Here is a 25013-nt window from a genome sequence, read left to right on the forward strand (position 1 = left end):
CTTCCTCCTGTTATTAGATCAGTTTTAAGATGATCGAAGTTAGAGACCGTGTGGCGATTTTGACTTTTCTGCGAAAAGTCAAAACGCTTTAAAAGATGACGACACTCCTGATAGATTTGCCCTGATGCATAAGATCAAAGGCATCGTTGATTTTTTCCAAGGGCATGGTGTGGGTGATCATCGGGTCGATCTGGATTTTCTTGTCCATGTACCAATCGACGATCTTGGGCACATCGGTACGGCCGCGGGCACCGCCGAAAGCCGTGCCCTTCCAGGTGCGACCCGTCACCAGCTGGAACGGACGGGTGGAAATTTCCTGGCCAGCGCCAGCAACACCGATGATGATCGACTGGCCCCAGCCGCGGTGCGAGCATTCGAGCGCCTGGCGCATCACCTTAACATTGCCGGTGCAATCGAATGTGTAATCAGCGCCACCGATTTGATCTGCACCACGCTTGGTCATGTTGACGATATAAGGCACCACATCGCCCTCGATCTTTGTGGGATTCACAAAGTGGGTCATGCCGAAACGCTCGCCCCATTCCTTCTTCGAATCGTTGAGGTCCACGCCGATGATCATGTCGGCACCCGCAAGCTTCAAACCCTGGATCACGTTAAGGCCGATGCCGCCCAGGCCGAAGACCACGCCGGTTGCACCCTGTTCCACTTTCGCGGTGTTGATCACCGCGCCAATGCCGGTGGTGACGCCGCAGCCGATGTAGCAAATCTTGTCGAAGGGGGCGGAGGTGTTGACCTTGGCCACTGCGATTTCCGGCAGCACGGTGTAATTCGAGAAGGTGGAGCAGCCCATATAGTGATGGATCTTCTGACCCTTGTAGGAGAAGCGCGAGGTGCCATCAGGCATGACACCTTGGCCCTGCGTCGAGCGGATCGCCGTGCAGAGGTTGGTTTTGCGCGAGAGGCACGACGGGCATTCGCGACATTCCGGCGTATAAAGCGGGATGACGTGATCGCCCTTCTTCACCGAAGTGACGGCGGGGCCGACATCAACGACGATGCCTGCGCCTTCATGGCCGAGGATGGCGGGGAAAAGTCCTTCGGGGTCTGCGCCTGACAAAGTGAATTCATCGGTGTGGCAGATGCCGGTGGCCTTGATCTCCACCAGAACTTCGCCAGCCTTGGGGCCTTCGAGATCAAGCTCGACAATTTCGAGAGGTTTTCCGGAAGCAAAGGCCACGGCCGCGCGCGTTTTCATCGAAGTTCCTCCCGCTTTTTTTGAGAGGCTAGCATGAAGGCGCGAGGTCGGAAAGTGGGGCCGCGCAGATGAGCCGATTACGAAGCTAGATAGGCTTTCACGGTTTTCTCGGCGCCATTTTTCCAGACCTCGTTCAGGTAATGCGCGAAGAGTTTCTTCATTTCTGGGTGCTGGCCCACTTCGCCGTAAATGTCGGCCATGTCGAGCCAGGCTTGCGGATTGTCCTTGGCCTTTTGGGCGGTGGGTTGCAGTGCGGCCCAGCTGGGGTCGTTGGCTTCGATCACTTTGCCGCTGTCGCTGGTGCCATAGCAGTAGCGGCACCAGAGAGCGCTCTCAAGGGCCAGGCCGTTGATCGACTTGCCGGCCTTCAGGCGGTCGGCGATGGGGGGCACGATGAATTTGGGCTGGCGGTTGGAGCCGTCGAAGCACAGCCTGCGCACGGTGTCGGCAATTTTGGGATTGGAAAAGCGGCGCTCGATCAGCTTCTGGTAATCCTTCAGATCCGTGCCGGGCACGGGCCCTACGGTGGGGCGGATTTCATCATCCGTCACTTTCTTCAAATAATCACGCACCAGCGGATTGGCCATCGCGTCATGCACGAAGTGAATGTCGAGCAATCCGCTGATATAGGCAATGACCGCGTGGCCGCCATTGAGGATGCGGATTTTCATATATTCCCAGGGCGTGACGTCCTTGACGAATTCAGCGCCGACCTTTTCCCAAGCCGGGCGGCCCAGGGGGAAGTTATCTTCCACCACCCATTGCTTGAATTCTTCACAGAAGATCGGCCACTTGTCTTCGACACCGAAGGTTTCAGCACAAATTTTGCGTTCGCGGTCACCTGTAGCCGGCGTGATGCGATCGACCATGCCATTCGGGAATGCGACGTTCGCAGTAATCCAATCAGCAAAAGTGGAATCAGACAATTTCGCCAAGCCTACCACGGCGTTCTTCGTCACCACGCCATTGTGTGGCACGTTATCGCAGGACATCACGGTGAAGGCCGGGATGCCCTTGGCCTTGCGCAGCTTCAGGCCTGCGACAATGAAACCGAACACAGTGGCGGGGTCATTCGGATTGGCAGCATCCTTGGCGATGGCTGGATGCTTGGGATCGAATTTCTGGGTGGCGGGGTCAATGAAATATCCACCTTCAGTGATCGTCATCGAGACGATGCGGATCGCGGGGTCGGCCAGTTTTTCGAGGATGGCCTGCTTGTTGGCGGGTGGGATGAAATCAATCAGCGGGCCGGTGATGTGGGCAGTTGAAAGATCATTGTCCTGCTCCACCACGGTGGTGAGGAAATCCTGTGACGCGAGCGTCTGACGCAGCTTCTCGTCGAATTCCATCACGCCGGTGCCAATCAGCGCCCAATCATGATCATGACCCTTGTTGAACAGGTCATCGAGATAGACGGCCAGATGCGCGCGGTGGAAATTGCCCACGCCGAAATGCAGGATGCCGGGCTTCAGCCCCTCGCGCTTGTAAGTGGGAATGCGCATCTTCTTGCCAATTTCCGGCAGATTGGCGAGCGACAGATTGGTCATAGCGAACTCCTACAATAACGAAATGGCACGGCTGGCCAAAGCCAGGACCGGTGCGTTGGTGTTGCCGGATGGAATGAAGGGCATGGCCGAGGCATCAATGACGCGCAGGCCGGTGATGCCGCGGACTTTGAGATCAGTATCCAGCACGGCCATTTTGTCATTGGCTTTGCCCATGCGGGCGGTGCCCACCGGGTGCCAATTGGTTTTCACCGTGCGGCGGCAATGTTCGGCGAGATCGGCCTTGCTGGTCACATCCTTGCCGGGCAGCACTTCGTAAGTGATGCGGTCCGCCAGCGGCTTCTGCTTGAGGATTTCGCGAGCGAATTTCAGGCCTTCGATTTCGAGGCGCAGATCATCGGGGTCGCCGAGGTAATTGTTATCCACCACCGGCTTGTCATGCGGATCAGTGGAACGCAGTTTCACCGTGCCGCGCGATTTGGGGCGCAGCAGGCAAGCGTTAAGCGTGACGCCATCCTTGGGCTTGGGGCCGGCCACATCGGCATCAAGATACACGGATGGCACGCAATACATCTTGATCGTCGGGCGCTTGCCGCCATCGGGATCAATATAGGCACAAGCCTCTACGCCCACGCTGGTGACGGGGCCTGTCTTGAACAGCAGATATTGCAAACCGTTCCTGATGGCGCGCAGGCCTTTATCCTCGCCGTCATAACCAAAGTGGCCATTGGTGGCGGAGACGACGGGGACTTCGTGATGGTCCTGCAGGTTTTCACCTACGCCGGGCAGATTGAATTTGGTTTGGATGCCGTGGGATTTGAGTTCGGATTCCGGGCCGATACCGGAGAGCATGAGAAGCTTCGGTGTGTTGTAGCAGCCGGCAGCTATCAGAACTTCCTGATTGCAATAGGCGGTGCGCGTCTGGCCATGCCATTGATAGGTGACGCCCTTGCAGGCCTTGCCTTCGACGATGAGGCTGGTGACCAGCGCATCGGTTTCCAGTGTGAAGTTTTTGTCGCCCTTGATCTGCGAGAGGAAGGCATCAACCCCATTCCACCGCCTACGCGCGCGGGTGGTATATTGCATGGTGCCCACGCCACCTTGCGACTTGCCATTGAAATCCGGGTTGAAGGGAATGCCCAGGCCCTGCGCAGCCAGGATGTAATCTTCTGTGGCCTGGCAGCGCGCGCCGGTGCCGGAGACGTGCAGCGGGCCGCCCACGCCGTGATATTCATTGTTGAAATCGTGGTTGTATTCCATCGAGCGGAAATGCTTCAGCATCTCGGCATAGGACCACTTGCCTTTGGTGCCCAGGAAACGGTCCCAGTTGTCGTAATCTTCGGCCTGGCCTCTTGTGTAGACCATGGCATTGACCGAGGTGCCGCCGCCCAGAATGTTGGCCTGGCCGATTTTGGGCGAACGTCCGTTCAGGTGTTTCTGCGGCACCGGCACATGCAGTTCCACACTGTCACTGCCGCCGATGCCCTTCATCCAGGCGGCTGGCATTGGCAGGAGAAAGCGTGAGAAGCCGGAAGCCCGGGCAGGCCCACGCTCAAGCAGCAGAACCTTGGCCTGCCGCTCTTTCACCAGGCGCCAGGCCGCAACACAACCCGCCGAGCCACCGCCGACGATGATATAATCAAAGCCCGTGGACATGTGCAGTGGTCAGGCGGGGACCGCCCTGCCCTCTTTGTTGAAGTGATGGGTGCGGCCTTTTTCAGGCGTCATGAAAATCTTGTCGCCGGGGGCGAACTTGCTTTCACCACTGGCACGCACGGTGATTTGGCCGCGCTTGCCGCCATCCACATGCAGGAACGTATCCGAACCCAGATGTTCCGACAGTTTCACCGTGCCCTGCCAATCGCCCTTCTTGCCATCAATAGAGAGATGCTCAGGGCGCACGCCGATCGAATTGCCTTCGACGAAATTCATCTTGGGCGAGCCGATGAAGCCGGCCACGAAAAGTGAATTGGGCTTGTTGTAGAGTTCCAGCGGCGAACCAACCTGTTCGATATTGCCGCGGTTCAGAACCACGATGCGGTCTGCCATGGTCATGGCTTCTACCTGGTCATGGGTCACATAGACCATGGTGGCCTTCATGTTCTTGTGCATTTCGAGAATCTCGACGCGCATGTTCACGCGCAAAGCGGCATCGAGATTCGACAATGGTTCGTCGAACAGGAAGGCTGACGGCTCACGCACGATGGCGCGGCCGATGGCGACGCGCTGGCGCTGTCCGCCCGAGAGCTGGCGCGGCTTGCGGTCCAGATAATCGGTGAGGTTCAATTTGCCAGCGGCTGAAGCCACGGCCTTGTCAATCTGGTCCTTTGACTGCTTCGCCATCTTCAGCGGGAAGGCGATATTGTCACGCACCGACATATGCGGATAGAGCGCATAGGACTGGAACACCATGGCGAGGCCACGCTCGCCCGGTGCGGCATCGGTCACATCGCGGCCATCAATCGAGATGTGGCCGGATGTTGTGTCTTCCAGGCCTGCAATGAGGCGCAGCAGCGTGGACTTGCCGCAGCCCGAGGGGCCGACGAAGACGATGAATTCGCCTTCGCGGATTTCAAGATCAGCGCCCGGGATGATGACGTGTTCGCCAAAGGCCTTGCGCACTTTGTTGAGAGAAATCGTGCCCATGTTATTTTACCGCTCCGAATGTGAGACCGCGTACGAGTTGACGTTGCGAGAACCAGCCCACCACCATGATGGGGGCAATCGCCATGATAGAAGCCGCCGAAAGCTTGGCCCAGAACTGGCCTTCGGGGCTGGAATATTCCGAAATGAAGAAGCTCAAGGGAGCAGCATATTTATTGGTGAGGTTGAGGGTCCAGAAGGCCTCGTTCCACGCCAAGATGAGATTGAGCAGGCAGGTCGAGACGATGCCGGGCACACCCATCGGCAGAAGGATGCGGGTGAGCTCGTTCCAGACTGATGCACCATCCATGCGCGAAGCTTCGAGGATCTCCATCGGGATTTCCTTGAAGTAGGTATAGAGCATCCAGATGATGATTGGCAGGTTGAGCAGCATCATCAGCGGCACCATGCCCCAGAACGAGTCCATCAGGTTCCAGTCGGAAAGATCAATCCAGCCCCAATCCTTGAACACGAGGCCGTTGCGGTTGAAGATCAGATAGATCGGGATCAAGGCACCAGCGGGCGGCATCATCTTGGTGGAAAGCATCCATAGCAGCATGTCCTTGGTAGGGCGGCTGAAGACCCAGAGGGCGGCGGGCACGATCACCACGATCAGGCAGATGAAACCGATGGCCGCATTATTGGTGAGATCCCAACCCAGAACCACATAGAGGAACAGGCCCGTGAGGAAAGCCGTGCCGATGATGGTGCCGAGCCAGCGCTTGCCACTCCAGCTGATCGACGGCTTGGCCACTGGCGAGAAGGCCATGGACCAGGCGGCCGGCACGGCGAAGACCAGGCCCAATACTGTTGAGAGGCCGGCAATCACCAGCGTGTTGACGATGTAGCGCGCGTAGTCAGAACGCTCCTGCACGATGGAGAAGTTTTCCAGCGTCCATGGCGTGGAGAGCCAATTCTGCGGAAGGGTGTATGCATCGCTTTCCGTCTTGAAGGCGGCAACCGCCGTCCAGAAGATCGGGAAGAACATGGCGATGCCGAGCGCCCAGGCCAGAATGGTGACGGCGACTTTTTTGCGGAATACGTCTTTTCTCGCCATGATCAGTTCTCCAGGTTCCGGCCCACGATGCGGACCAGGAAGATCGACACGATGTTGGCCAGAACGACCGCGATGAGGCCGCCTGCGGCTGCTTCACCAATGTCGGTGGCGTCATTCAATTCCGAGAACACCAGGTAAGTGAGGTTGCCGGCGAAGGCGCCCACTGAGGTGACCTTGATTTCTGCGAAGATGTTGAGCAGGAAAATGGTTTCGATCAGGATGACCACAGTGATCGGGCGCGCCAGATGCGGCAGCACGATGTAGCGGAAATAGCTGATCGGGCCTGCACCATCGATCTGTGAGGCGGCCTTCTGTTCTTCGTCCAGCGATTGCAGCGAAGTGAGCAGGATGAGTGCCGCGTAGGGCAGCCATTGCCAAGAGACGATGAGGATGACGGAAAGCAGCGGTGCGGAGCTGAACCAGTCAAACGCCTCCGTTGCGCCGAAGAATTTCTGGATCTCGGCAAACAGGCCAAAGACCGGATGCATTATCAGGTTCTTCCACACCAGCGAGGACACGGTGGGCATGATGAAGAAGGGCGAAATCATCAGGACACGGACAATGCCGCGGCCCCAGAAGGGCTGGTCCAGCAGGATGGCTAGGCCGATGCCACCGACCACGGTGATCGCCAGCGTGGAGAGCACCAACACGAGAGTGTTGATGAAATCCTTTACGAAATAGGGATCTTTGATGAAGTAGTAGAAATTGTTCAGGCCCATCCAGCCTGTATTGTCGTTCTGCAAATTGTAGCGCAGGAAGGCGAAATAGATGGCGATGGACAGGGGCACAAACGCCCATGCCACAAGGGCCACCACCGAAGGTGCCAAAGCCCATCTTCCAAGTCTCTGTGCGTGGCTTGTTGCCATTCCCTGACCTCCCTCATGTGCGACGCGCAAACCTTCTTGGCGGGTCTGCTTTGCGGCACGCATGCCTCGTTCAATCGATCATATTTTGCCGGCTTTGGCCAGCTTGTAAAAAAAACACCACCCCCGTGATCGGCCTACGGCCCCCGGAATCACGGGAGTGGTGCGGGAGAAACCTGCGGGCGGATGGAGGAACCATACCGCCCGCGCGGTTATTACTTGATGTAACCAGCCTTGGTCATTTCCTGGGTGGTGTAGTCCTGGGCCTGCTTCAAGGCGTCGTCCACGCTCAGCTGGCCGGCAAGAGCGCCGGAGAAGAGTTCACCAACCTTGGTGCCAATGCCTGCGAATTCAGGGATCGAAGCAAACTGCACGCCCGTGTAAGGAACCGGCTTCACAGTCGGCTTGGTCGGATCAGCAGAGTTCATCGAATCCAGGGTCATCTTGGCGAAAGGCAGCTTGGCATATTCCGCATTCGCGTAGAGCGAGGTGCGGGTGCCCGGAGGAATCTGGGCAACGCCGTCCTGCTTGGCGATCAGGTCTTCATAGTGCTTGGAGGTTGCCCAGCCGATGAACTTCTGAGCAGCTTCTTCCTTCTTGGTGCCAGCCGGAACGGCCAGGGCCCAAGCCCAGAGCCAGTTGCCGCGCTTGCCGAGGCCGGTATCGGGAGCCAGAGCGTAGCCGACCTTGTCAGCAACGGTGCTGGCCTTCGGATCAGACACGAACTTGGCAGCAACCGTGGCGTCGATCCACATGCCGCACTTGCCGGACTGGAAGAGCGCCAGGTTTTCCGAGAAGCCGTTCGAAGACGCGCCTGCCGGACCCGATTCCTTCATCATGTCCACGTAGAACTGCAGCGTGTTCTTCCATTCCGGTTGATCAAACTGCGGATGCCACTTTTCGTCGAACCAGCGAGCGCCGAAAGCGTTCGAGGTGGCCGTCAGGAAGGCCATGTTTTCGCCCCAGCCGGCCTTGCCGCGGAGGCAGATACCGTTGATGCCAGCAGCACGGTCGGTCATCTTCTTGGCAGCGTCACGCACGAAATCCCAGGTCGGAGCGTCTGGCATCTTGAGGCCAGCTTTTTCCATCAGGTCGGTGCGGTACATGATGTAGGAGCTTTCGCCATAGAACGGCGCTGCATAGAGCTTGCCGTTGGCAGAAAGACCACCCACAACTGCGGGCAGGAAATCCTTCGGGTCGTCGAGCTTGGTCAATTCCTTGAGCCAGCCCTTCTTGCCCCAGATCGGGGTTTCATACATGCCGATGGTGATGATGTCGTACTGGCCACCCTTGGTGGTGATGTCCTTGGTGACCTTCTGGCGAAGATCGTTTTCTTCCATGGTGACCCAGTTCAGCTTCACGCCCGGATTGTCCTTGGTGAAATCGTCGGTCATCTTTTGCATGGTGATCATGTCGCCGTTGTTCACGGTGGCGATGGTCAAGGTCGTGTCTTCGGCCAGAGCGGTTGATGCCATGGCGGCGAAAGCGAAGGCGCCAAGGACGCCCATCTTAAAAGTCTTCATTGAATTCCTCCCATTGGCTGAGCTTTTGCTCAGTCATAGGGCAGATACTCATCTTTTACCCAGCCGAAGGTCAAGACTGAATCAACGCTGCATTGCGTCAATTCTATTTTTGCAACAGCGAAGAAGCCATTAATTCATTGGTTATGAGGCCGTTTATCAGTTTGCCGGAAAGCGCGCCGCGGATGGCCTTGAGGCGTGGCAGCGCCATGGAAACACCGATCACCCGCCGCTTGGCGGCTTTCAACAAGGGCACACTGGTGACACGGTCATTGGTGAGGCCTTCGATCAGATTGCCGGCGGCATCAAAAGCCCAGGCGGTGATTTCACCCACTGCGCCGGCCCGCAGGAGCGAGCGGATTTCATCGGGCTTCACGAAGCCGTCGCGCAGCAGAGCCGCGTCATTTTCGATGGTGCCGATGCCGACGAAAGTGACATCGGCCTGTTCGGCAAGTTCCACGGATGAGCGCAGGGCCTTCTGGGCAATCAGCAGGTTCTTCTCATGCACGGTCGTCGCGATAACCGGCAGCGGCATCGGGTAGTAGGGCGCGCGCACGCGATCACCGATGCGGCTGCCTACGTCGAAGATCGTTGCCGAACCGTCAGGTGCTATGTTGCCGACAAGGGTGACGATCTTGTGCTGGGGGCAATCCATCGGGCTGACCTGTTCGGCCATTGCCCTCAAGGTGCGGCCGGTGCCGACGGCAGCAATGACGGGGTGCTGCGAGTCCAGGCAACGTTCGAGTTCGGCGGCTGCGGCTTCGGCGATGCCCAAAGTATCCGAATTGGATTGCGCATCAGACGGCACGACTTCCACCACCTGCAGCTCAAACTTGTCCTTCAGCCGGTTGGCAAGTTCCAAGCAATTGGCCAGAGGATGATCAAGGCGCACTTTGATCAGGCGTTCAGTGACCGAGAGCGAGACGAGGCGCTGGGCTGTTTGCCGCGAGACGCCGAGTTTGCGGGCAATTTCATCCTGGGTGTTGCCGGCAATGTAATAGAGCCAGCCTGCCCGTGCGGCATCATCGAGGCGCTCATTCTCTGGCTCTACTTTACGGATCACTTTGCAATTCCAAGTTCGCGGAATGCATTGTGCAAGGCGGGCATGGAGTCAAGCACGCGGTGCGGGCGCACATCATCAGGCAGCGGCGCGGCATCCTTGCAATGGCCGCCGCCGGTGAAATGCCAGGTCTGCATCTGCGCCGCGAGACCGGAGCGCAGGCCCATCTCGCTATCTTCGATGACAAGTGCGTGTTCCGGCTTGGCGCCCATTTGCGCGGCAGCATAGAGCGGCAGATCGGGTGCGGGCTTGCCATTGGTCACAAGCGATGCGGTGTAGGACTTGCCGAAGAAGAATGGCTCCAGGCCTGACTCTTCCATGGACACTTTCAGGCGCGGCGGGCTGGAACTGGTGGCGAGGCAGAAGGGGATCGTCATCGCCTTCAGCACATCCTGCACGCCGGGCATGGCTTTCAGCGTTCCGCGCATGCGCTTCAAAAGGCGCTCGCGGTATTCCATCTGGAATTCCGGCGGAAAGGGGCGGCCGAAACGTTTTTCGACCTGCAAAGTGGCGGATGCAAAAGAGCGGCCTAAAAAATCCGAGCGGAAAATTTCAGTGGTGATGGGCAGGCCCACTTCGGCCATCATGCCCATCAGCACAGCGGCGCTGAGCAGCTCACTGTCAATCAGCACGCCATCGCAATCAAAGATCACCAGTTCGATTTTGGAATGCGCCATGCTGCCCTGAAATTTGCGGCACTCTGGCCGGAATTTTTCCGCTTGGAAAGGCCGGACTATTTTGCCGTGGTTTTCAGGCCGGCAATCAGCACATCCACCAAGTGCTTGGCGCCGATGCAATTGGCAGGGCCGGTGTTCAGCGTCAACACACCAGCGACGGCGCGCAAGAGATCCATGGGATCGCCCTTCAGTTTTATTTCGCCGGTGGCCTCGGCGCGGCGCAGCAGCTTTTCAAATACATCCTGCAGGCTATCGCCGCCCGATGGTTTCAGTGTGCGCGGCTTGGCTGATGATTTCAAAATCTCACCCATGCCGCGCTTGATTTCCATGTAGTCGACGAATTGCCGCAGCGAAGCGCGCAGGGCTTCTACCGGTTGCAGCTTGGCTGAGAAACGTTCGACGGATTTGAACAGCTCATCGCTTTCGGCCTGATAGACCGCATCCACCATGTCATCGCGATTGGGGAAGTGGCGGTACAGCGTTCCGATGCCGACGCCGGCGCTCTTGGCGATTTCTTCCAGGCTGGCGGCGGCGCCCTTCTGTGCAAAGATTTCACGCGCGGTGGCGACGAGAAGCTCGCGGTTCCGCAAGGCGTCGGCGCGCGGTTTGCGGGGGCTGGTTGGGGGTGCGGGAGTTTTTTTCATCTTGGGTCTTGCAAAGCGGAGGCATCCTCCGTATTTAAACGGAGGCAACCTCCTTTTAAATGCAAGGAAGCCGGGAAGCAAGGTGCTTTCCGGCAAAGGGATGGTCTTGCCTGATCACAAGGAGATCAAAAGGAGATCAACATGGCAAACAAATTTGGGGCAACCTCTACAACTGAAGACGTGCTGGCGGGCGTGGATTTGCGTGGCAAACGCGTTCTGGTGACTGGCGTTTCAGCCGGGCTGGGCGTGGAAACGGCACGCACATTGGCCGCGCATGGCGCATGGGTGGTGGGCACGGCGCGTGACCTCGCCAAGGCTGAAAAGGCCACGGCGCACGTGCGCGCTGACGCCAAGAATGGCGGCGGGATTGAGTTGATCCAGCTTGATCTTGCCTCGCTGAAAAGCGCGCGTGCTGCCGCTGACAAGCTGGTCAAGGATGGCAAGACTTTCGACGTGGTGATTGCCAATGCCGGCGTGATGGTGCCGCCTTTCGGCAAAACGGTAGATGGCTTTGAAACGCAGATCGGCACCAATTATCTGGGCCATTTTGTTTTCGTGAACCGGATTGCGAAACTGATTGCTGACGGTGGGCGTTTTGTCAGCCTGGCATCCTCAGGCCATCGCTTTTCGGATGTGAGCCTGGATGATCCGAATTTCGAAAAGACCGCTTATGAGCCGTGGACAGGTTATGGCCGCTCCAAGACTGCCAATGTACTTTTCGCGGTGGAGTTTGATCGCCGCCACAAGGCGCGTGGTGTGCGCGCTACGGCGGTGCATCCCGGCGGCATTCAGACTGAGCTTGGCCGGCACATGGATGCCGACGCCATTCCCGCCATGCTGAAAAACATCAATGCGGAATTGGCAGCTGCAGGCAAACCGCCCTACGCGTTCAAGACCGTACCGCAGGGCGCGGCCACGTCTGTCTGGGCGGGCTTTGTGGCCAAGGCCGATGATGTGGGCGGGCTTTATTGCGAGGATTGCAATCTCTCCACCGTTACCGATGGCGTGATCAACCCGGCAGCAGGTGGCGTGCGCGCCTATGCGCTCGACGGCGAACACGCCAAGGCCCTGTGGGCCAAGGGCGAAGAATGGGCCAGCGAGACGTTCTGATGCAATGCGCCCTCATCTGCCATGCAGGCGGATGAGGGCCTTTCATGCGAGTGGGCTTTTGGCTAATACCGAGTCAAAGAGCGGAAACTTTCATGAAAAAATACAATCTTACCGTTGACGACCAGCTGGTTCACTTCATCGAGCAGGAGGCCCTGCCCGGCACCGGTGTGGATGGTGAGGCATTCTGGAAAAGCTTTTCCGAACTCGCCCATGACCTGGCACCGAAGAACCGCGCGCTGCTGGCCAAGCGTGATGACTTGCAGGCGAAGATCGATGACTGGAACCGCGCGCACAAGCAGCAGTTCGATGCTGCCACGTATCAGGAATTCCTGAAATCGATTGGCTATCTGATTCCTGAAGGTGCGGATTTCCAGGTGACAACGCAGAATGTTGATCCGGAGATCGCATCGGTTGCGGGGCCGCAGCTAGTTGTGCCGGTGTCCAATGCGCGCTTTGCATTGAATGCCGCCAATGCGCGCTGGGGTTCGCTTTATGATGGGCTTTATGGCACCGATGCCTTGGGCAAGCCGGAAGGCAAGGGTTACGACCCTGAACACGGCGCGCAGGTGATTGCCTGGGCGCGCGGGCTGCTCGACGTGGCGGTTCCGCTGAAGCAGAATTCCTGGACCACGCTGACCAGCTTTGAGCCATCACTCCTGAAAGACGAAAGCCAATATATGGGCACAGGCCGCGACAGCATTTTGCTGCGCAATCATGGCTTGCATATCGAAGTGATGTTTGACCGCGAGACGGTGATCGGCAAGAGCGATGCGCTGGGCATTTCCGATATCGTGATCGAGTCCGCCCTCACCACCATCATGGACTGCGAAGATTCTGTCGCTGCCGTGGATGCCGAAGACAAGATCGGGGTTTACCGCAACTGGCTGGGCCTGATGAAGGGTGACCTTGAAGAAGCGATCTCCAAAAATGGCAAGACCTTCACCCGCAAGCTGAACCCGGACCGCGCCTATGTGGATGCGGCGGGCAAAAGTTTCACACTGCCCGGGCGTTCGCTGATGCTGGTGCGCAATGTGGGGCACCTGATGACCAATCCGGCAATCACGCTGGACGATGGCCACGAGATTCCGGAAGGCATCATGGACGGCGTAATCACCACGCTGATCGCCCTGCATGATGTGGGCAAATCAGGCCGCCGCGCCAACAGCCGCGCTGGCAGCGTTTATATTGTGAAGCCTAAAATGCATGGGCCGGAGGAAGTGGCTTTTTCAGTGGAGATTTTCGGGCGGGTGGAAGCGCTGTTGGGCCTTGCCGCCAATACGATGAAAATCGGCATCATGGATGAAGAGCGGCGCACCACGGCCAATCTGAAGGAATGCATCCGCGCCGCCAAGGAGAGAATCTTCTTCATCAATACCGGCTTCCTCGACCGCACGGGCGATGAGATCCACACCTCGATGGAGCTTGGGCCCATGGTCCGCAAGGGCGACATGAAGGCGGCCACATGGATTGCGGCTTATGAGAACTGGAATGTGGACAAGGGGCTGGCGCTTGGTCTGCCCGGCCATGCCCAGATCGGCAAGGGCATGTGGGCGATCCCTGACCGGATGGCCGACATGCTGCATCAGAAAATTGCGCATCCGAAGGCGGGTGCGAATACGGCCTGGGTACCATCGCCCACCGCCGCCACTTTGCATGCCACGCATTATCACCGGGTGGATGTTCATGCCGTTCAGCGCGAACTGAAATCGCGCACGCCCGCGAAGCTCGATGACATCCTCACCATTCCGGTAGCGACGCGGCCGAACTGGAGCGCTGATGCGATCCAGAAGGAACTCGACAATAACGCCCAAGGCCTACTCGGCTATGTAGTGCGCTGGGTAGAGCAAGGTGTGGGCTGCTCGAAAGTGCCGGACATTGACAATGTGGGCCTGATGGAAGACCGGGCCACCTTGCGCATTTCATCGCAGCATATCTGCAACTGGCTAGCACATGGCGTGGTGACCGACGGCCAGGTGAGCGAAACGCTGGAGCGCATGGCGCTGGTGGTGGATGGCCAGAATGCCAGCGATCCCGCCTACAAGCCGATGGCCAAGGATTTCAAAACGTCCCTCGCGTTCCAGGCCGCATGTGAACTGGTGTTCAAGGGCCGCGAGCAACCGAATGGCTATACCGAGCCGGTGCTGCATGCATATCGGCTGAAGGCGAAGGCGCGGGGCTGAAAGAGCCCTCATCCGCCTTCGGCACCTTCTCCCATCGCTGACGCGACGGGCGAAGGCAGCTTGCTGCCAAGCTTCAATCACATCGCCTTCTCCCGTTCGAAGAATGGGAGAAGGTGCCGACAGGCGGATGAGGGCACTTGGTTAGAGCGTTACCGTGCCTGACTTATCAGCGACGTAACAGGCATCCAGAACTTTTTGCAGATCGGCGGCCCGGCGGAAGCTCGGGTCGCCGTTTTGGCCTGAGGCTACTGCGGTGATGAATTTGCGGTAGTTGGTTTCCACCGCTTCGGTGCGCACCACGTCACGCCAGGCTTGGGTATGCACATCCTCGCCCACGCATTTGCGCACAGTGGTGAGATCGTGGTCGTTCTGGATTTCCAGCGCGCCCTTGGTGCCGAAGACATTGAGGCGCAGCGTGTTGCCGTAACCGGTCATAAAGCGGCTGGCATGAATAATGCCCAGCGCGCCGTTTTCAAATTCCACCGTCATCGCCGCCGAGTCATTGGCGTCGAGTTCATATTTGCCAATTTTGTCATCCGGCGCCTTGTGGAAGGTTTTCAACCGGGCTTGCAGGCTGGTGGGCATCATGCCCACACAGAAGGTGGTGAAATCCAGAATGTGAATACCGACGTCACCCAGCACACCTTTGGAGCCGTGCTTTTCAGAGAGACGCCACAGCCACTTGTCTTCCTTGTCCCAGGCACCCCAGTGATTGCCGACCAGCCAGGACTGGCGGTAACTGGCTTCGACATGGCGGATGTCGCCCAGCTCACCATCAGCCACGATCTTGCGCGCGGCATGCAGCCCGGCCACATTGCGGTAGGTGAGGTTCACCATGTTGATGAGCTTGTTCTTCTCTGCCGTGGTGGCCATTTCATTGGCGAGTTCAAAATTCTCGGCCAGCGGCTTTTCACAGAAGACATGCTTTCTGGCGTTCAGCAATTTCATCGTGGTGGGGTGATGAATGGAATCTGGCGTGACATTGGCGGCCGCATCGAACTGGCCCCATTTGATCGCTGCATCCAGATCGGTGAAATGCTTGGCGATGCCGAAGGTCTTGGCGAATTCCGCCGCGCGGCCTGGCACCACGTCAACCGTGCCTACCATTTCAACGCGCGGGTCTTGCGCAAAGTTTCCGGCGTGAGCTGCTGCCATGCCGCCAGTGCCGAGTACCAAGAGACGCACTTTTTTCGTCGAAGATTTTCCGAACATCAGCGGAAGCCTTCTTCGCCATCGGCATGCAAGCGCGGGCCTTTGACTTCCAGCGGCACGGGCGCCTTGTCATGCGGCACGTTGGGCGCATCATGGATGCCCTTCCACGCCGGACCAGGATTATAGGCCCAGCGCGTGGCGTTGCGGATGACCTGCAGCACTTCCTTATTGTAGTAAGTCGGATAGGCTTCGTGGCCGGGGCGGAAATAGAACACCTTGCCAGCACCGCGCGTGTAGGTGACGCCGGAGCGGAACACTTCGCCGCCTTCGAACCATGAGATCATCACGGTTTCATCGGGTTCTGGAATGGAGAAGGGTTCGCCATACATTTCTTCGTGTTCAATGAAGATCTGCTCGGGCAGGCCTTCGGCGATGGGATGATTGCGGTTGAGAATCCACACGCGCTCATTCTCGCCGGCTTCACGCCATTTCAGCGCGCAAGGTGTGCCCATCAGGCGCTTGAAGATTTTCGAGAAATGGCCGGAATGCAACACGATCAGGCCCATGCCTTCGTAAACACGCTTGGCCACGCGCTCGACGATTTCATCCTTCACTTCACCGTGAGCGACGTGGCCCCACCACAACAGTACATCGGTTTCATCAAGCCGCTTTTGCGACAGGCCATGCTCGGCATCATCATCAAGACGGGCCTGCGAGACCTGGAAATCCTTGTCTTGCTTGAGGGCGTCAGCCAGGGCGCCATCCATACCCTTGGGGTAAAGCGAGGCGACGAGTTTGTTGGACTTCTCGTGGCGGTGTTCATGCCAAATCAATGTACGGATCATTTTGACTAACCTTACTTCAGTGAGAGATAGGCGGCCCCGCCGGGGCCAAATTCAAGCGTGTTGCCTTTGACTTCAGCGCGCAAAGCAGAGCCTGCGATCAACGACGCGCCAGCTGGCAAGGCATAGCTTGCTGGGGCGTTGGCGAAGTTGAACACGCAGAGCAGTTTTTCATTTCCGCCGCTGCGTTCAAAGGCCAGAATATCAGCGTCCGATGACAGGATGTTGATGTCGCCCTGGCGCAGAGCCGGATGCGCGTTGCGCAGCTTCAGGAAGCTTTGATAGGTGCTGTAGATCGATTGCGGGTTTTTCACCTGCGTGTCCGCCGCCACTTGCTGGTGCGCCGGGTTCACTGGCAGCCAGGTCTGGTTGGCATTGGAGAAGCCAGCCTGCGAGGCCTTCTGCTCCCAGGCCATCGGCGTGCGGCAACCATCGCGGCCCTTGAATTCCGGCCAGAAGACTTTGCCGTAAGGATCCTGAATTTGGTCGAAGGTCAGCTCGCTTTCGGTGAAGCCCAGTTCCTCGCCCTGATAGAGGCAGATTGAGCCGCGCAAGCCGCAGAGCAGTGCAATTGAGAAAGTTGAGAGTGTTTCACGATCCGGAATGAAGCCGGCCCAGCGCGAGGCATGGCGCATGACATCGTGATTGGAGAAGGCCCAGCAGGCCCAACTATCCGCAGCCACATTTTCAAAAGCAGTGATGGTCTTGGCGGTGTGATCCTTGCCGAAGGCGGGACTGAGGAATTCAAAGGCGTAGCACATATGAAGGCGGTTTTGGCCGCGGGTATATTCAGCAATGGTATTCAGCGATTTGTGGCCATCGCCCACTTCGCCCACGGCGGTGGTGGCGCCATATTCATCCATGACCGCGCGAAGCTTTTCGAGGAACAACAGGTTCTCGGGCCGCGACTTGTCATAGATGTGATCCTGCCAGCCGTAAGGATTGACGCGCGGCACATCGCTGACCAGACGGTCTGGGAAGGGCGGATTGTCACGCAAGCTTGGATCGTGGGTGTAGTAATTCACCGTGTCGAGTCGGAAGCCATCGACGCCGAGCTCCAGCCAGAAGCGCGCCACGTTGAGCAACTCTTCCACCACTTTCGGATTGTGGAAATTGAGGTCCGGCTGTTCTTTCAGGAAGTTGTGGAAAAAGTATTGCAGGCGACGCGCTTCCCATTCCCAGGCGCCACCGCCGAAGATCGACAGCCAATTGTTGGGCGGCGTGCCATCGGGCTTGGCATCGGCCCAGACATAATAATCGGCATAATCATTGTCGCGCGAGAGGCGGCTTTGCTTGAACCAGGGATGCTGGTCCGAAGTGTGCGACAGGACAAGGTCGATGATGATCTTGAGCTTCAGGTCCTTGGCACGCGCCATCAGCGCCTTGAAATCCTCAAGGTTGCCGAACATCGGGTCGACACCCTTGTAGTCACTCACATCGTAACCGAAATCGAGCTGCGGCGAGGTGAAGAAGGGCGAGAGCCAGACGGCATCCACACCCAGCCCTGCAATGTGATCAAGCCGGCGGGTGATGCCTTTCAGGTCACCAATGCCATCGCCATTGCTGTCCTGGTAGGAGCGCGGATAGATCTGATAGATCGACGCGCCCCGCCACCAATTCTTGTCACTCATGCCTCATCTCCATTAGTTCGAGGCCACGCGTCGGATTTAGAGCGTCTTGCCTGCTTCGTTGAAGCGGTGAACATAGCCCTTCATCGGGCCGATTTGCACCTTGTCATCCACATCATGTTTGGAGGTGCCGGTTTCACGCACAATCACCGGCTCAGCACCGCCCAGCTCGACGAAGACATAGGTGTCTGAGCCCATCTTTTCAGAGTGGATGACCTTGCCGGTCCAGCCGCCGCTCTTGACGAATTCCAGATGCTCGGAACGGACTCCGATCGTGTGGGACTTGTAGGGCTCGGCAAATTTGCCGCTCAGGAAGTTCATCTTGGGCGAGCCAATGAAGCCTGCCACGAACAGGTTGGCCGGCTTTTCATAGAGCTCAAGCGGTGTGCCCACCTGCTCCACCAGGCCGTCGCGCAGCACGCAGATGCGGTCGGCCAGCGTCATGGCTTCCACCTGATCGTGGGTTACATAGATCATGGTGGCCTTGCCCATCGCGTGATGCAGCTTGGCAATTTCGAGGCGGGTGGCCACGCGCAATGAAGCGTCAAGGTTGGACAGCGGCTCGTCGAACAGGAACACCTTGGGATCGCGCACAATGGCGCGGCCGATGGCCACGCGCTGGCGCTGGCCGCCAGAGAGTTGCTTGGGCAAGCGATCCAGATACTGGCTGATCTGCAGCATTTCTGCTGCCTTGGTCACGCGGGTCTTGATGTCGTCCGTGCCGGCCTTGGCCAGTTTCAGGCCGAAGGCCATGTTGTCGTAAACCGTCATGTGCGGGTACAGCGCATAGGACTGGAACACCATGGCGATGCCACGCTGCGACGGGGCCAGTGAGTTGACCACCTTGCCGTCGAACGACAGAGTGCCGGAGGTAATGTCTTCCAGGCCGGCGATCAGGCGCAGCAAGGTGGATTTGCCGCAGCCCGAGGGGCCGACGAAAACCATGAATTCGCCCTGCTTGATGTCGAGATCGACACCCTTGATGACATTGATCGCACCGAAGGACTTCTTGACGTTCTTGAGCTGGATATTTGCCATGATTTACCCCTTGACCCCACCGGCGGTGAGACCGGAAACAATTTTTCGTTGGAAGATGAGAACGAGTACGACGAGTGGAATAGTGACGATCACTGATGCCGCCATGATCAGGCCCCACGGGATTTCGTGATCGGTGGAGCCAGAGAGAAGCGCAATGCCGACCGGCACGGTGCGGGCCGCATTGTTGGACGCTGTGAAAGTGAGCGCGAAGAGATATTCATTCCATGCCGAGATGAAGGCGAGCAGGCCCGTCGTAACCAAGGCCGGCCACATCAGTGGCATGAAAATCTTGGTGATGATGACCCAGGGCGATGCGCCGTCGACGATGGCCGCCTCCTCCAGCTCGATCGGCAGGTCACGCATGAAGGTGGTGAGCACCCAGACGGTGAAGGGCAGCGTGAAGATCATATAAGAGAAGATCAGCGACCAGTCGGTGTTGTAGATGCCCATGGACTGGATCACCTGAAAAAGTCCGGCTAGAACCGCAACCTGCGGAAACATGGACACGGCCAGAATGGTCATCAGAAGGAGCCCCCGGCCCTTGAATTTCACCCGGCTGAGCGAATAGGCCGCCGTGACCGCCAGGAACAAGGCCAGGATGACGGTGATCGAGGCGACCCACAGCGAGTTCCACAGATTCTGCAGGAACGTGCCGTTGCCGCCGAACAGAACCTGTTGATAATTCTCCAGCGAGAAGCTGGTGGGCAGATAGGTGATCTCGAACAAGGCAGCGCCAGATTTGAAGCTGGTGATGATCGCGTAATAGAAGGGGAACACCGCCTGCACGATGATGAAGGCGACGAAGGCGTAAAAAGCTGCAGTTTTATACCATGCGGTTTTCATCAGTTGCCTCCGGCGAGATTGACGCGGCCCAGTTTGACATAGAGCGTCACCAGGATGAGCAGGAACAGGAAGAGGATGGTCGATTCCGCCGAGCCGTAGGCGAATTTGTCGAAATCGAAGAGATTCTCGCGCGCGATCACCGACATGGTTTTGGTCTGTGAAGAGTTCGGCGTGAGGATGTAGACGAGATCGAAGATGCGCAGCGCATCAAGAAGGCGGAAGATCACCGCCACCATCAACGCCGGACGGATCAGCGGCAGCGTCACCTTCCAGAACACTTTGACTGGATGAACGCCGTCGATCGAGGCTGCTTCATAGACATCGCCCGGCACTTGCTGAAGGCCGGCGAGTATGAGCAGCGCCATGAAAGGCAGCGTCTTCCAGGTATCAACGGCTACGACGGCGATCATCGAATAATCCGCATCGGCGGCCCAGGCGATTTTCTGGTGGATCAGCCCAAGGTCCATGAACAGGCGGTTGATGATACCGAGCTGGTCATTGAGCATCCAGCCCCACAGCTTGGCCGAAACCACCGTGGGAATGGCCCAGGGAATGAGGATCGCGGCGCGCACCAGGCCACGGCCCTTGAAATTGGCATTGAGCACGAGCGCCACCGCGAGGCCCAGCACCGTTTCCAGGAACACTGAAACTGCACCGAAGCGCACGGTGTTCCACACCGCGCCCCACCAGGCCTTGTCCATCAGCACGCCGCCATAGACGGTCTTGCCACTGTCAGTGGTGAAGCTGCGGAAGTAATTCTTGAAGCCGATCCATTGCGCATCCTTCAGATGCACCAGTGATGCGTCGGTGAAGGAATACCAGATGGTCAGAAAAAGCGGATAGGCGGCGACCAGCGCCAGCACGATCAGCATCGGCGTGAGGAAAAGCCAGGCGGCGCGCTGGCGCCCGGCCATCAATTGGTTGCGCTCAGGCGCTTGCGGTTGTTCTGTGATAGTGCTCATCGGCATGCCCCTTTTTCCCGCTTGAAAAGCGGGATGACCCCATTCGGGACTTCAGGAAAGAGTGCCCGCAGGCGGCACAGATGCCCCCTGCGGGTTTCAAGATGTCAGCTTATTTCCAGCCGTCGCCGCGGAGTTCCGTCAGCTTGGCTTCAAGTGTCTCTAGATTTTCGGCAGACGTGCCGTTGCCCGAAATCGAGTCGTGCACGGCGGTCCAGAACAGGTTGGACACTTCGTTGTACTTGGTCTTGGTCGGAGCCGAAGGACGCGGCACAGCCTGGGCGAAAATGTCTTTCCACTTCACCAGAACCGGCTGCTTGGCCACTACGTCTGCATCGTCATAGACCGACACGATGGTCGGCAGATGCGATTGCAGGATGGCGTTGTCCTTCTGCACTTTCTTGGATGCGAGGAACATGACCAGCTTGATGGCTTCTTCCTGATGCTTCGAATATTTCGAAACAGCCAGGTTCCAGCCGCCGAGCGTGGCTGCCGAGGTGGTGCCTTCGCCACCCGAGGGCAGCGGCACCACGTCAAACTTGTCCTTCACCTTGCTGTCGTCCTTGTTCCCAAGGGCGAAGGCGTAGGGCCAGTTGCGCATGAATACCGAATTGCCGGTCTGCCATACGCCGCGGGCTTCTTCTTCCTGATAGGCAAGAGCGCCCTTGGGCGAGATCGTGCCGACCCAGGCCTTCACGCGGTCAAGAGCCGCTGCAGCCTTGGGGTTGTTGATAGAGATCTTGCCGTCGGCTTCCACAACCTGGCCACCGCCATTGGACTTCACCCATTCAAGCGCGTTGCAGGTCAGGCCTTCATAGGCGTTGCCCTGGAACACGAAGCCCTGCAGGTCAGCGTTCTTTTCGCCATCCATCACGGTCTTGGCAGCAGCTGCCATCTCATCCCAGGTCTTGGGCGGAGTGAGCTTGTATTTGTCGAGCAGGTCCTTGCGGTAATAGAGAGCCGGCGCGTCGGTGAAGTAAGGAATGGCGACGAGCTTGCCGTTCACTGTTTGCGATTCGATGATCGACGGGAAATGATCCTTCGCCACATCCTTGGCGGCGGCAGTCAGGTCGGTCAGCTGGTCAGCCAGCTGCGGGGCCCAGATCACGTCGGTCTGGTAAACGTCGATATCGGCATTGCCGGCAGCAAGCCACAGCTTGTACTGGCCGAACTGGTCGGTGGTGGAAGACGGCATCGGCACGATCTTCACGTTGATGCCGGTGTCCTTGGTGAATTCCTTGAGTTCATTGGTTGCGAATTCAAGATCACCACCGGTGGCGCCCGAAACGAGCGAAAGATCCACAGCCATGGCCCTGGCGGCTAGAAGGCTCACACCCATCAGGGCAGTGGCAAGAGCGGTTTTGAGTTTCATTAGCTATTCCTCCGGTTGCTATTCAACGTGCGGGAGGCGCAGCTGGGGCCTGACATGCTGAGCACGACAAACCGATGTTCCTCCCAGAACAAGCAGCTTAAAATTCCTCACTTTTTAAAGATTTGGAGGATTTCTCAAACCGCTTTGAGACTTTGAAACCTAACATGGGTAAATGGAACGTCAAGAAGAATATGTAAAACAAGGTTTTAGGTGCAGCGCAGCATGGAATGCACCTATTCAGCCCTTCGCAATTGTATTATAAATTGAAAGCGCTTTGGTGCGCTTTGTCGAAAAATCCGCATGAATCTCAAAGAATTATCGCAGCATCTTGGCCTCTCCCAAACCACCGTAAGCCGGGCTTTGAACGGTTATCCGGAAGTGGGCGAAGCCACACGCAAGCGGGTGACCGAGGAGGCGCACCGGCAAGGCTATCGGCCCAATGCCAATGCGAGGCGGCTGGCAACTGGACGTTCCCATGTCATTGGATATGTGTTTCCATCTGACCGTTCGATCATGATCGATCCGATCTTTTCGGACTTCATCGCCGGTGCTGCCGACATCCAATCCATGCGTGGTTTCGAAACGCTGCTGCACGCCGGTGGCGAGGAAAACGAGATGGCGGTCTATCGCCGCTATGCCGAAGGCGGCCTGGTGGACGGTGTGGTGGTGCAGGCGCCGCATATGGATGACCCGCGCCTGGCGCTGCTCGACAGCCTCGACCTTCCCTATGTTGTGCATGGCCGCGTGGGCACGCGCCAGGATGGCTATGCCTGGCTTGATATCGACAATCGCGGGGCATTCCACAAGGCAACCAAATTGCTCACTGATCTGGGCCATACAAGGATCGGTCTGCTGAATGGCCTTGAATACCTTACTTACGCGCAGCACCGGCGCGAGGGTTATGAAAAGGCATTACATGAACGTGGGCTGGCGGTTGATCCATCCATCATGTTCAGCGGGCAATTGACGGAAGAAAACGGTTACCGGCAGGCCAAGCGCCTTCTGCAATCGCAGCCGCGGCCGACTGCGCTTGTGATGTCGAGCATGCTGATGGTTTCGGGTGCTTTGCGCGCGGTGCACGAATTGGGGCTTGCCGTGGGCACAGATGTGTCTCTCATCGGCCATGATGATGGCCTGCCCTTTCTCAATGCGGAAGGATTGGTGCCCTCGCTAACTACAACAAGCTCTTCCATCCGTGCGGCCGGGAGCCGCGTGGCTGAACTTCTCCTGAGCCTAATTGAAAACACCAATGCTGATTTGCCGCAGGAAATGTGGAGCGTTGACTTGATTGTGCGTGGCAGTACCGGGCCGGTGCCGGGCTGAGGTTGCTTTTGGCGGTCGCTTGACGCAAAACGCCTGCATGAAATCCAGCATTAATTTCCACGAGCTTTCCAAACTTTCCGCTGACCAGCGGCAGGCGCTGCTGACGCGCGTGGAAGGTGATCTCTCGGCCTTTGAGGAGAAGGTGAAACCCATTCTGGCGGCGGTGCGTGATGAGGGCGATATGGCACTGGCGCGCTTTGCAATGCAGTTCGACAAGGCATCGGTGCAGGCTGATGCATTGGCTGCAACCGAGGCTGACTTTGCACAGGCGGAAAAGACGCTTGATCCTCAGGTGAAAGCGGCGATGGAATTTGCCGCCGCCAATATCCGTTCATTCCATCAGCATCAGAAGCCGGAAGAAAGCTGGATGAAGGAAATCCTGCCCGGCTCCTTTGGTGGCGAACGCTGGAGCGCCATTCCTTCGGTGGCCTGCTATGTGCCGCGTGGCAAGGGCGCGTTCCCTTCGGTGGCGTTGATGACGTCCATTCCGGCCAAGGTGGCAGGCGTTGAGAAAGTGATCATCGTCACCCCGCCCGGACCTGATGGCAAGATCGATGATGCGACCCTGGTGGCGGCGCGGATGGCTGGGGTTGATGCGGTTTATAAAGCTGGCGGCGCGCAGGCAATTGCGGCTGTGGCTTACGGCACGGCGAGCATTCCAAAAGTTTCCAAGGTCGTCGGCCCCGGCAGCCCTTGGGTGGCGGCGGCGAAGCGGCTGGTGTCTCATCTTCTTGATGTCGGCTCACCCGCCGGGCCGTCCGAAGTGATCGTGCTGGCGGATGACAGCGTGAGCGGTGAACTCGCCGCACTCGATCTGCTGGTGGAGAGCGAGCACGGGCCGGACAGTTCGGGCTATCTCGTCACCTGGTCGAAGCGCGTGGCGGATGAGGCGATGGCGGCGTTGCCGAAATATCTGGCCTTGATGAGTGAACAACGCGCGGGCTTTGCAAGGGCGGTGCTTTCAGGGCCGATTGGCGGCATCGTGCTGGCGCGCGACGAAGCCGAGGCAATTGCCTTCTGCAATGATTACGCGCCAGAACATCTGGAAGTTTTGGCGGAAGAGCCGGATCAATATTTGCCCAAGCTGAAGCATGCGGGCGAAATTTTGCTGGGCAAATATACGCCCACCACGCTGGGCAATTATGTGATTGGGCCGGATCACGTGTTGCCCACATCAGGCTGGGCCAAGACAGCATCAGCACTTTCGGTATTTGATTTCATGAAGCGCACTTCGATTGCGCATGTGAAGCAGCATGGCTACCCGGCGCTGGCCAAGCATGCGCATGCGCTGGCCAAATATGAAGGCTTTGATGCCCATGCCAATGCAGTTTCGGATTTGCGCGAGAAACTGCTAAAGTCCTGACACCCGGCAACAGGCCGG

General features: G+C 58.0%; 21 protein-coding genes. 4 read left to right on the top strand and 17 right to left on the bottom strand.

All coding sequences use genetic code 11. From position 1 onward, the window contains the following. Window positions 1-88: 88 nt before the first annotated feature. The 10 genes from F8B91_RS09380 to F8B91_RS09425 form a co-directional block, all read right to left on the bottom strand. Window positions 89-1216 carry an S-(hydroxymethyl)glutathione dehydrogenase/class III alcohol dehydrogenase gene (locus F8B91_RS09380; RefSeq protein WP_196503442.1) on the bottom strand — a complete coding sequence of 376 codons (1128 nt, stop codon included), beginning with the start codon at window positions 1214-1216 and terminating at the stop codon, window positions 89-91. Window positions 1217-1293: 77 nt separating this feature from the next. Beyond that, window positions 1294-2763, bottom strand: a complete 1470-nt coding sequence (locus F8B91_RS09385; RefSeq protein WP_196503443.1) for a mannitol dehydrogenase family protein — start codon at window positions 2761-2763, stop codon at window positions 1294-1296. Window positions 2764-2772: 9 nt separating this feature from the next. Then, the gene (locus F8B91_RS09390) at window positions 2773-4377 is read right to left on the bottom strand and encodes a GMC family oxidoreductase (protein ID WP_196503444.1); all 1605 of its coding nucleotides are present in this window, start codon (window positions 4375-4377) and stop codon (window positions 2773-2775) included. Between the two features lie 9 nt (window positions 4378-4386). Continuing rightward, the gene (locus F8B91_RS09395; RefSeq protein ID WP_196503445.1) at window positions 4387-5367 is read right to left on the bottom strand and encodes an ABC transporter ATP-binding protein; all 981 of its coding nucleotides are present in this window, start codon (window positions 5365-5367) and stop codon (window positions 4387-4389) included. 1 nt (window position 5368) lies between these two features. Beyond that, on the bottom strand, window positions 5369-6421 hold the full coding sequence (locus tag F8B91_RS09400; RefSeq protein ID WP_246715005.1) for a carbohydrate ABC transporter permease: 1053 nt from the start codon (window positions 6419-6421) through the stop codon (window positions 5369-5371). A 2-nt stretch (window positions 6422-6423) separates the two neighbouring features. Next, window positions 6424-7287, bottom strand: coding sequence for a carbohydrate ABC transporter permease (locus tag F8B91_RS09405; protein WP_196503446.1), 864 nt, complete (start codon window positions 7285-7287; stop codon window positions 6424-6426). A gap of 212 nt (window positions 7288-7499) precedes the next feature. Next, window positions 7500-8807: an ABC transporter substrate-binding protein gene (locus F8B91_RS09410; RefSeq protein ID WP_196503447.1), complete on the bottom strand. Its 1308-nt coding sequence runs from the start codon at window positions 8805-8807 to the stop codon at window positions 7500-7502. Between the two features lie 103 nt (window positions 8808-8910). Continuing rightward, on the bottom strand, window positions 8911-9864 hold the full coding sequence (locus F8B91_RS09415; RefSeq protein ID WP_196503957.1) for a sugar-binding transcriptional regulator: 954 nt from the start codon (window positions 9862-9864) through the stop codon (window positions 8911-8913). After that, window positions 9864-10541: an HAD family hydrolase gene (locus tag F8B91_RS09420; protein WP_196503448.1), complete on the bottom strand. Its 678-nt coding sequence runs from the start codon at window positions 10539-10541 to the stop codon at window positions 9864-9866. The genes F8B91_RS09415 and F8B91_RS09420 overlap by 1 nt, the downstream gene beginning before the upstream one ends. Before the next feature lie 56 nt (window positions 10542-10597). Next, window positions 10598-11185 (bottom strand): TetR/AcrR family transcriptional regulator, encoded by a 588-nt coding sequence (locus F8B91_RS09425; protein ID WP_196503449.1) that lies wholly within the window; start codon window positions 11183-11185, stop codon window positions 10598-10600. Between the two features lie 141 nt (window positions 11186-11326). Between F8B91_RS09425 and F8B91_RS09430 the strand changes: the two genes are divergently transcribed. Together F8B91_RS09430 and F8B91_RS09435 are read left to right on the top strand one after the other, a co-directional pair. Beyond that, window positions 11327-12295 (top strand): SDR family NAD(P)-dependent oxidoreductase, encoded by a 969-nt coding sequence (locus tag F8B91_RS09430; RefSeq protein ID WP_196503450.1) that lies wholly within the window; start codon window positions 11327-11329, stop codon window positions 12293-12295. A gap of 92 nt (window positions 12296-12387) precedes the next feature. Further along, window positions 12388-14475: a malate synthase G gene (locus tag F8B91_RS09435; RefSeq protein ID WP_196503451.1), complete on the top strand. Its 2088-nt coding sequence runs from the start codon at window positions 12388-12390 to the stop codon at window positions 14473-14475. Window positions 14476-14616: 141 nt separating this feature from the next. Here F8B91_RS09435 and F8B91_RS09440 read toward each other — a convergent pair whose 3' ends face one another. From F8B91_RS09440 to F8B91_RS09470, 7 genes are all read right to left on the bottom strand, one after another. Then, on the bottom strand, window positions 14617-15687 hold the full coding sequence (locus F8B91_RS09440; protein ID WP_196503452.1) for a Gfo/Idh/MocA family protein: 1071 nt from the start codon (window positions 15685-15687) through the stop codon (window positions 14617-14619). After that, window positions 15687-16472, bottom strand: coding sequence for a ThuA domain-containing protein (locus F8B91_RS09445; protein ID WP_196503453.1), 786 nt, complete (start codon window positions 16470-16472; stop codon window positions 15687-15689). The genes F8B91_RS09440 and F8B91_RS09445 overlap by 1 nt, the downstream gene beginning before the upstream one ends. Before the next feature lie 11 nt (window positions 16473-16483). Next, a complete protein-coding gene (locus F8B91_RS09450) occupies window positions 16484-18100 on the bottom strand; it encodes an alpha-glucosidase (RefSeq protein WP_196503454.1) in 1617 nt (538 codons plus the stop codon). A gap of 36 nt (window positions 18101-18136) precedes the next feature. Beyond that, window positions 18137-19135 carry an ABC transporter ATP-binding protein gene (locus tag F8B91_RS09455; protein ID WP_196503455.1) on the bottom strand — a complete coding sequence of 333 codons (999 nt, stop codon included), beginning with the start codon at window positions 19133-19135 and terminating at the stop codon, window positions 18137-18139. A gap of 3 nt (window positions 19136-19138) precedes the next feature. Next, entirely contained in the window at window positions 19139-19978 is an 840-nt protein-coding gene (locus F8B91_RS09460; RefSeq protein WP_196503456.1) for a carbohydrate ABC transporter permease, read from the bottom strand. Then, entirely contained in the window at window positions 19978-20940 is a 963-nt protein-coding gene (locus F8B91_RS09465) for a carbohydrate ABC transporter permease (RefSeq protein ID WP_348641746.1), read from the bottom strand. Before F8B91_RS09465 ends, F8B91_RS09460 begins: the two co-directional genes overlap by 1 nt. Before the next feature lie 109 nt (window positions 20941-21049). Continuing rightward, complete coding sequence (locus F8B91_RS09470; protein WP_196503458.1) at window positions 21050-22309, bottom strand: ABC transporter substrate-binding protein; 1260 nt, start codon at window positions 22307-22309, stop codon at window positions 21050-21052. Window positions 22310-22609: 300 nt separating this feature from the next. Here F8B91_RS09470 and F8B91_RS09475 point away from each other — a divergent pair, with 300 nt between their 5' ends. Next, window positions 22610-23632, top strand: a complete 1023-nt coding sequence (locus F8B91_RS09475) for a LacI family DNA-binding transcriptional regulator (RefSeq protein WP_196503459.1) — start codon at window positions 22610-22612, stop codon at window positions 23630-23632. A gap of 37 nt (window positions 23633-23669) precedes the next feature. Continuing rightward, window positions 23670-24995 carry a histidinol dehydrogenase gene (gene hisD, locus F8B91_RS09480; protein WP_196503460.1) on the top strand — a complete coding sequence of 442 codons (1326 nt, stop codon included), beginning with the start codon at window positions 23670-23672 and terminating at the stop codon, window positions 24993-24995. The last annotated feature ends 18 nt before the right edge of the window (window positions 24996-25013 follow it).

This window comes from Aestuariivirga litoralis, from assembly GCF_015714715.1.
Taxonomy (GTDB): domain Bacteria; phylum Pseudomonadota; class Alphaproteobacteria; order Rhizobiales; family Aestuariivirgaceae; genus Aestuariivirga; species Aestuariivirga litoralis_A.

Coding starts and splice junctions, on each gene's coding strand:
- F8B91_RS09380 (WP_196503442.1), bottom strand. CDS start 1,216: ATGAAAACGCGCGCGGCCGTGGCCTTTGCTTCCGGAAAACCTCTCGAA.
- F8B91_RS09385 (WP_196503443.1), bottom strand. CDS start 2,763: ATGACCAATCTGTCGCTCGCCAATCTGCCGGAAATTGGCAAGAAGATG.
- F8B91_RS09390 (WP_196503444.1), bottom strand. CDS start 4,377: ATGTCCACGGGCTTTGATTATATCATCGTCGGCGGTGGCTCGGCGGGT.
- F8B91_RS09395 (WP_196503445.1), bottom strand. CDS start 5,367: ATGGGCACGATTTCTCTCAACAAAGTGCGCAAGGCCTTTGGCGAACAC.
- F8B91_RS09400 (WP_246715005.1), bottom strand. CDS start 6,421: ATGGCGAGAAAAGACGTATTCCGCAAAAAAGTCGCCGTCACCATTCTG.
- F8B91_RS09405 (WP_196503446.1), bottom strand. CDS start 7,287: ATGGCAACAAGCCACGCACAGAGACTTGGAAGATGGGCTTTGGCACCT.
- F8B91_RS09410 (WP_196503447.1), bottom strand. CDS start 8,807: ATGAAGACTTTTAAGATGGGCGTCCTTGGCGCCTTCGCTTTCGCCGCC.
- F8B91_RS09420 (WP_196503448.1), bottom strand. CDS start 10,541: ATGGCGCATTCCAAAATCGAACTGGTGATCTTTGATTGCGATGGCGTG.
- F8B91_RS09425 (WP_196503449.1), bottom strand. CDS start 11,185: ATGAAAAAAACTCCCGCACCCCCAACCAGCCCCCGCAAACCGCGCGCC.
- F8B91_RS09430 (WP_196503450.1), top strand. CDS start 11,327: ATGGCAAACAAATTTGGGGCAACCTCTACAACTGAAGACGTGCTGGCG.
- F8B91_RS09435 (WP_196503451.1), top strand. CDS start 12,388: ATGAAAAAATACAATCTTACCGTTGACGACCAGCTGGTTCACTTCATC.
- F8B91_RS09440 (WP_196503452.1), bottom strand. CDS start 15,687: ATGTTCGGAAAATCTTCGACGAAAAAAGTGCGTCTCTTGGTACTCGGC.
- F8B91_RS09445 (WP_196503453.1), bottom strand. CDS start 16,472: ATGATCCGTACATTGATTTGGCATGAACACCGCCACGAGAAGTCCAAC.
- F8B91_RS09450 (WP_196503454.1), bottom strand. CDS start 18,100: ATGAGTGACAAGAATTGGTGGCGGGGCGCGTCGATCTATCAGATCTAT.
- F8B91_RS09455 (WP_196503455.1), bottom strand. CDS start 19,135: ATGGCAAATATCCAGCTCAAGAACGTCAAGAAGTCCTTCGGTGCGATC.
- F8B91_RS09460 (WP_196503456.1), bottom strand. CDS start 19,978: ATGAAAACCGCATGGTATAAAACTGCAGCTTTTTACGCCTTCGTCGCC.
- F8B91_RS09465 (WP_348641746.1), bottom strand. CDS start 20,940: ATGAGCACTATCACAGAACAACCGCAAGCGCCTGAGCGCAACCAATTG.
- F8B91_RS09470 (WP_196503458.1), bottom strand. CDS start 22,309: ATGAAACTCAAAACCGCTCTTGCCACTGCCCTGATGGGTGTGAGCCTT.
- F8B91_RS09475 (WP_196503459.1), top strand. CDS start 22,610: ATGAATCTCAAAGAATTATCGCAGCATCTTGGCCTCTCCCAAACCACC.
- hisD (WP_196503460.1), top strand. CDS start 23,670: ATGAAATCCAGCATTAATTTCCACGAGCTTTCCAAACTTTCCGCTGAC.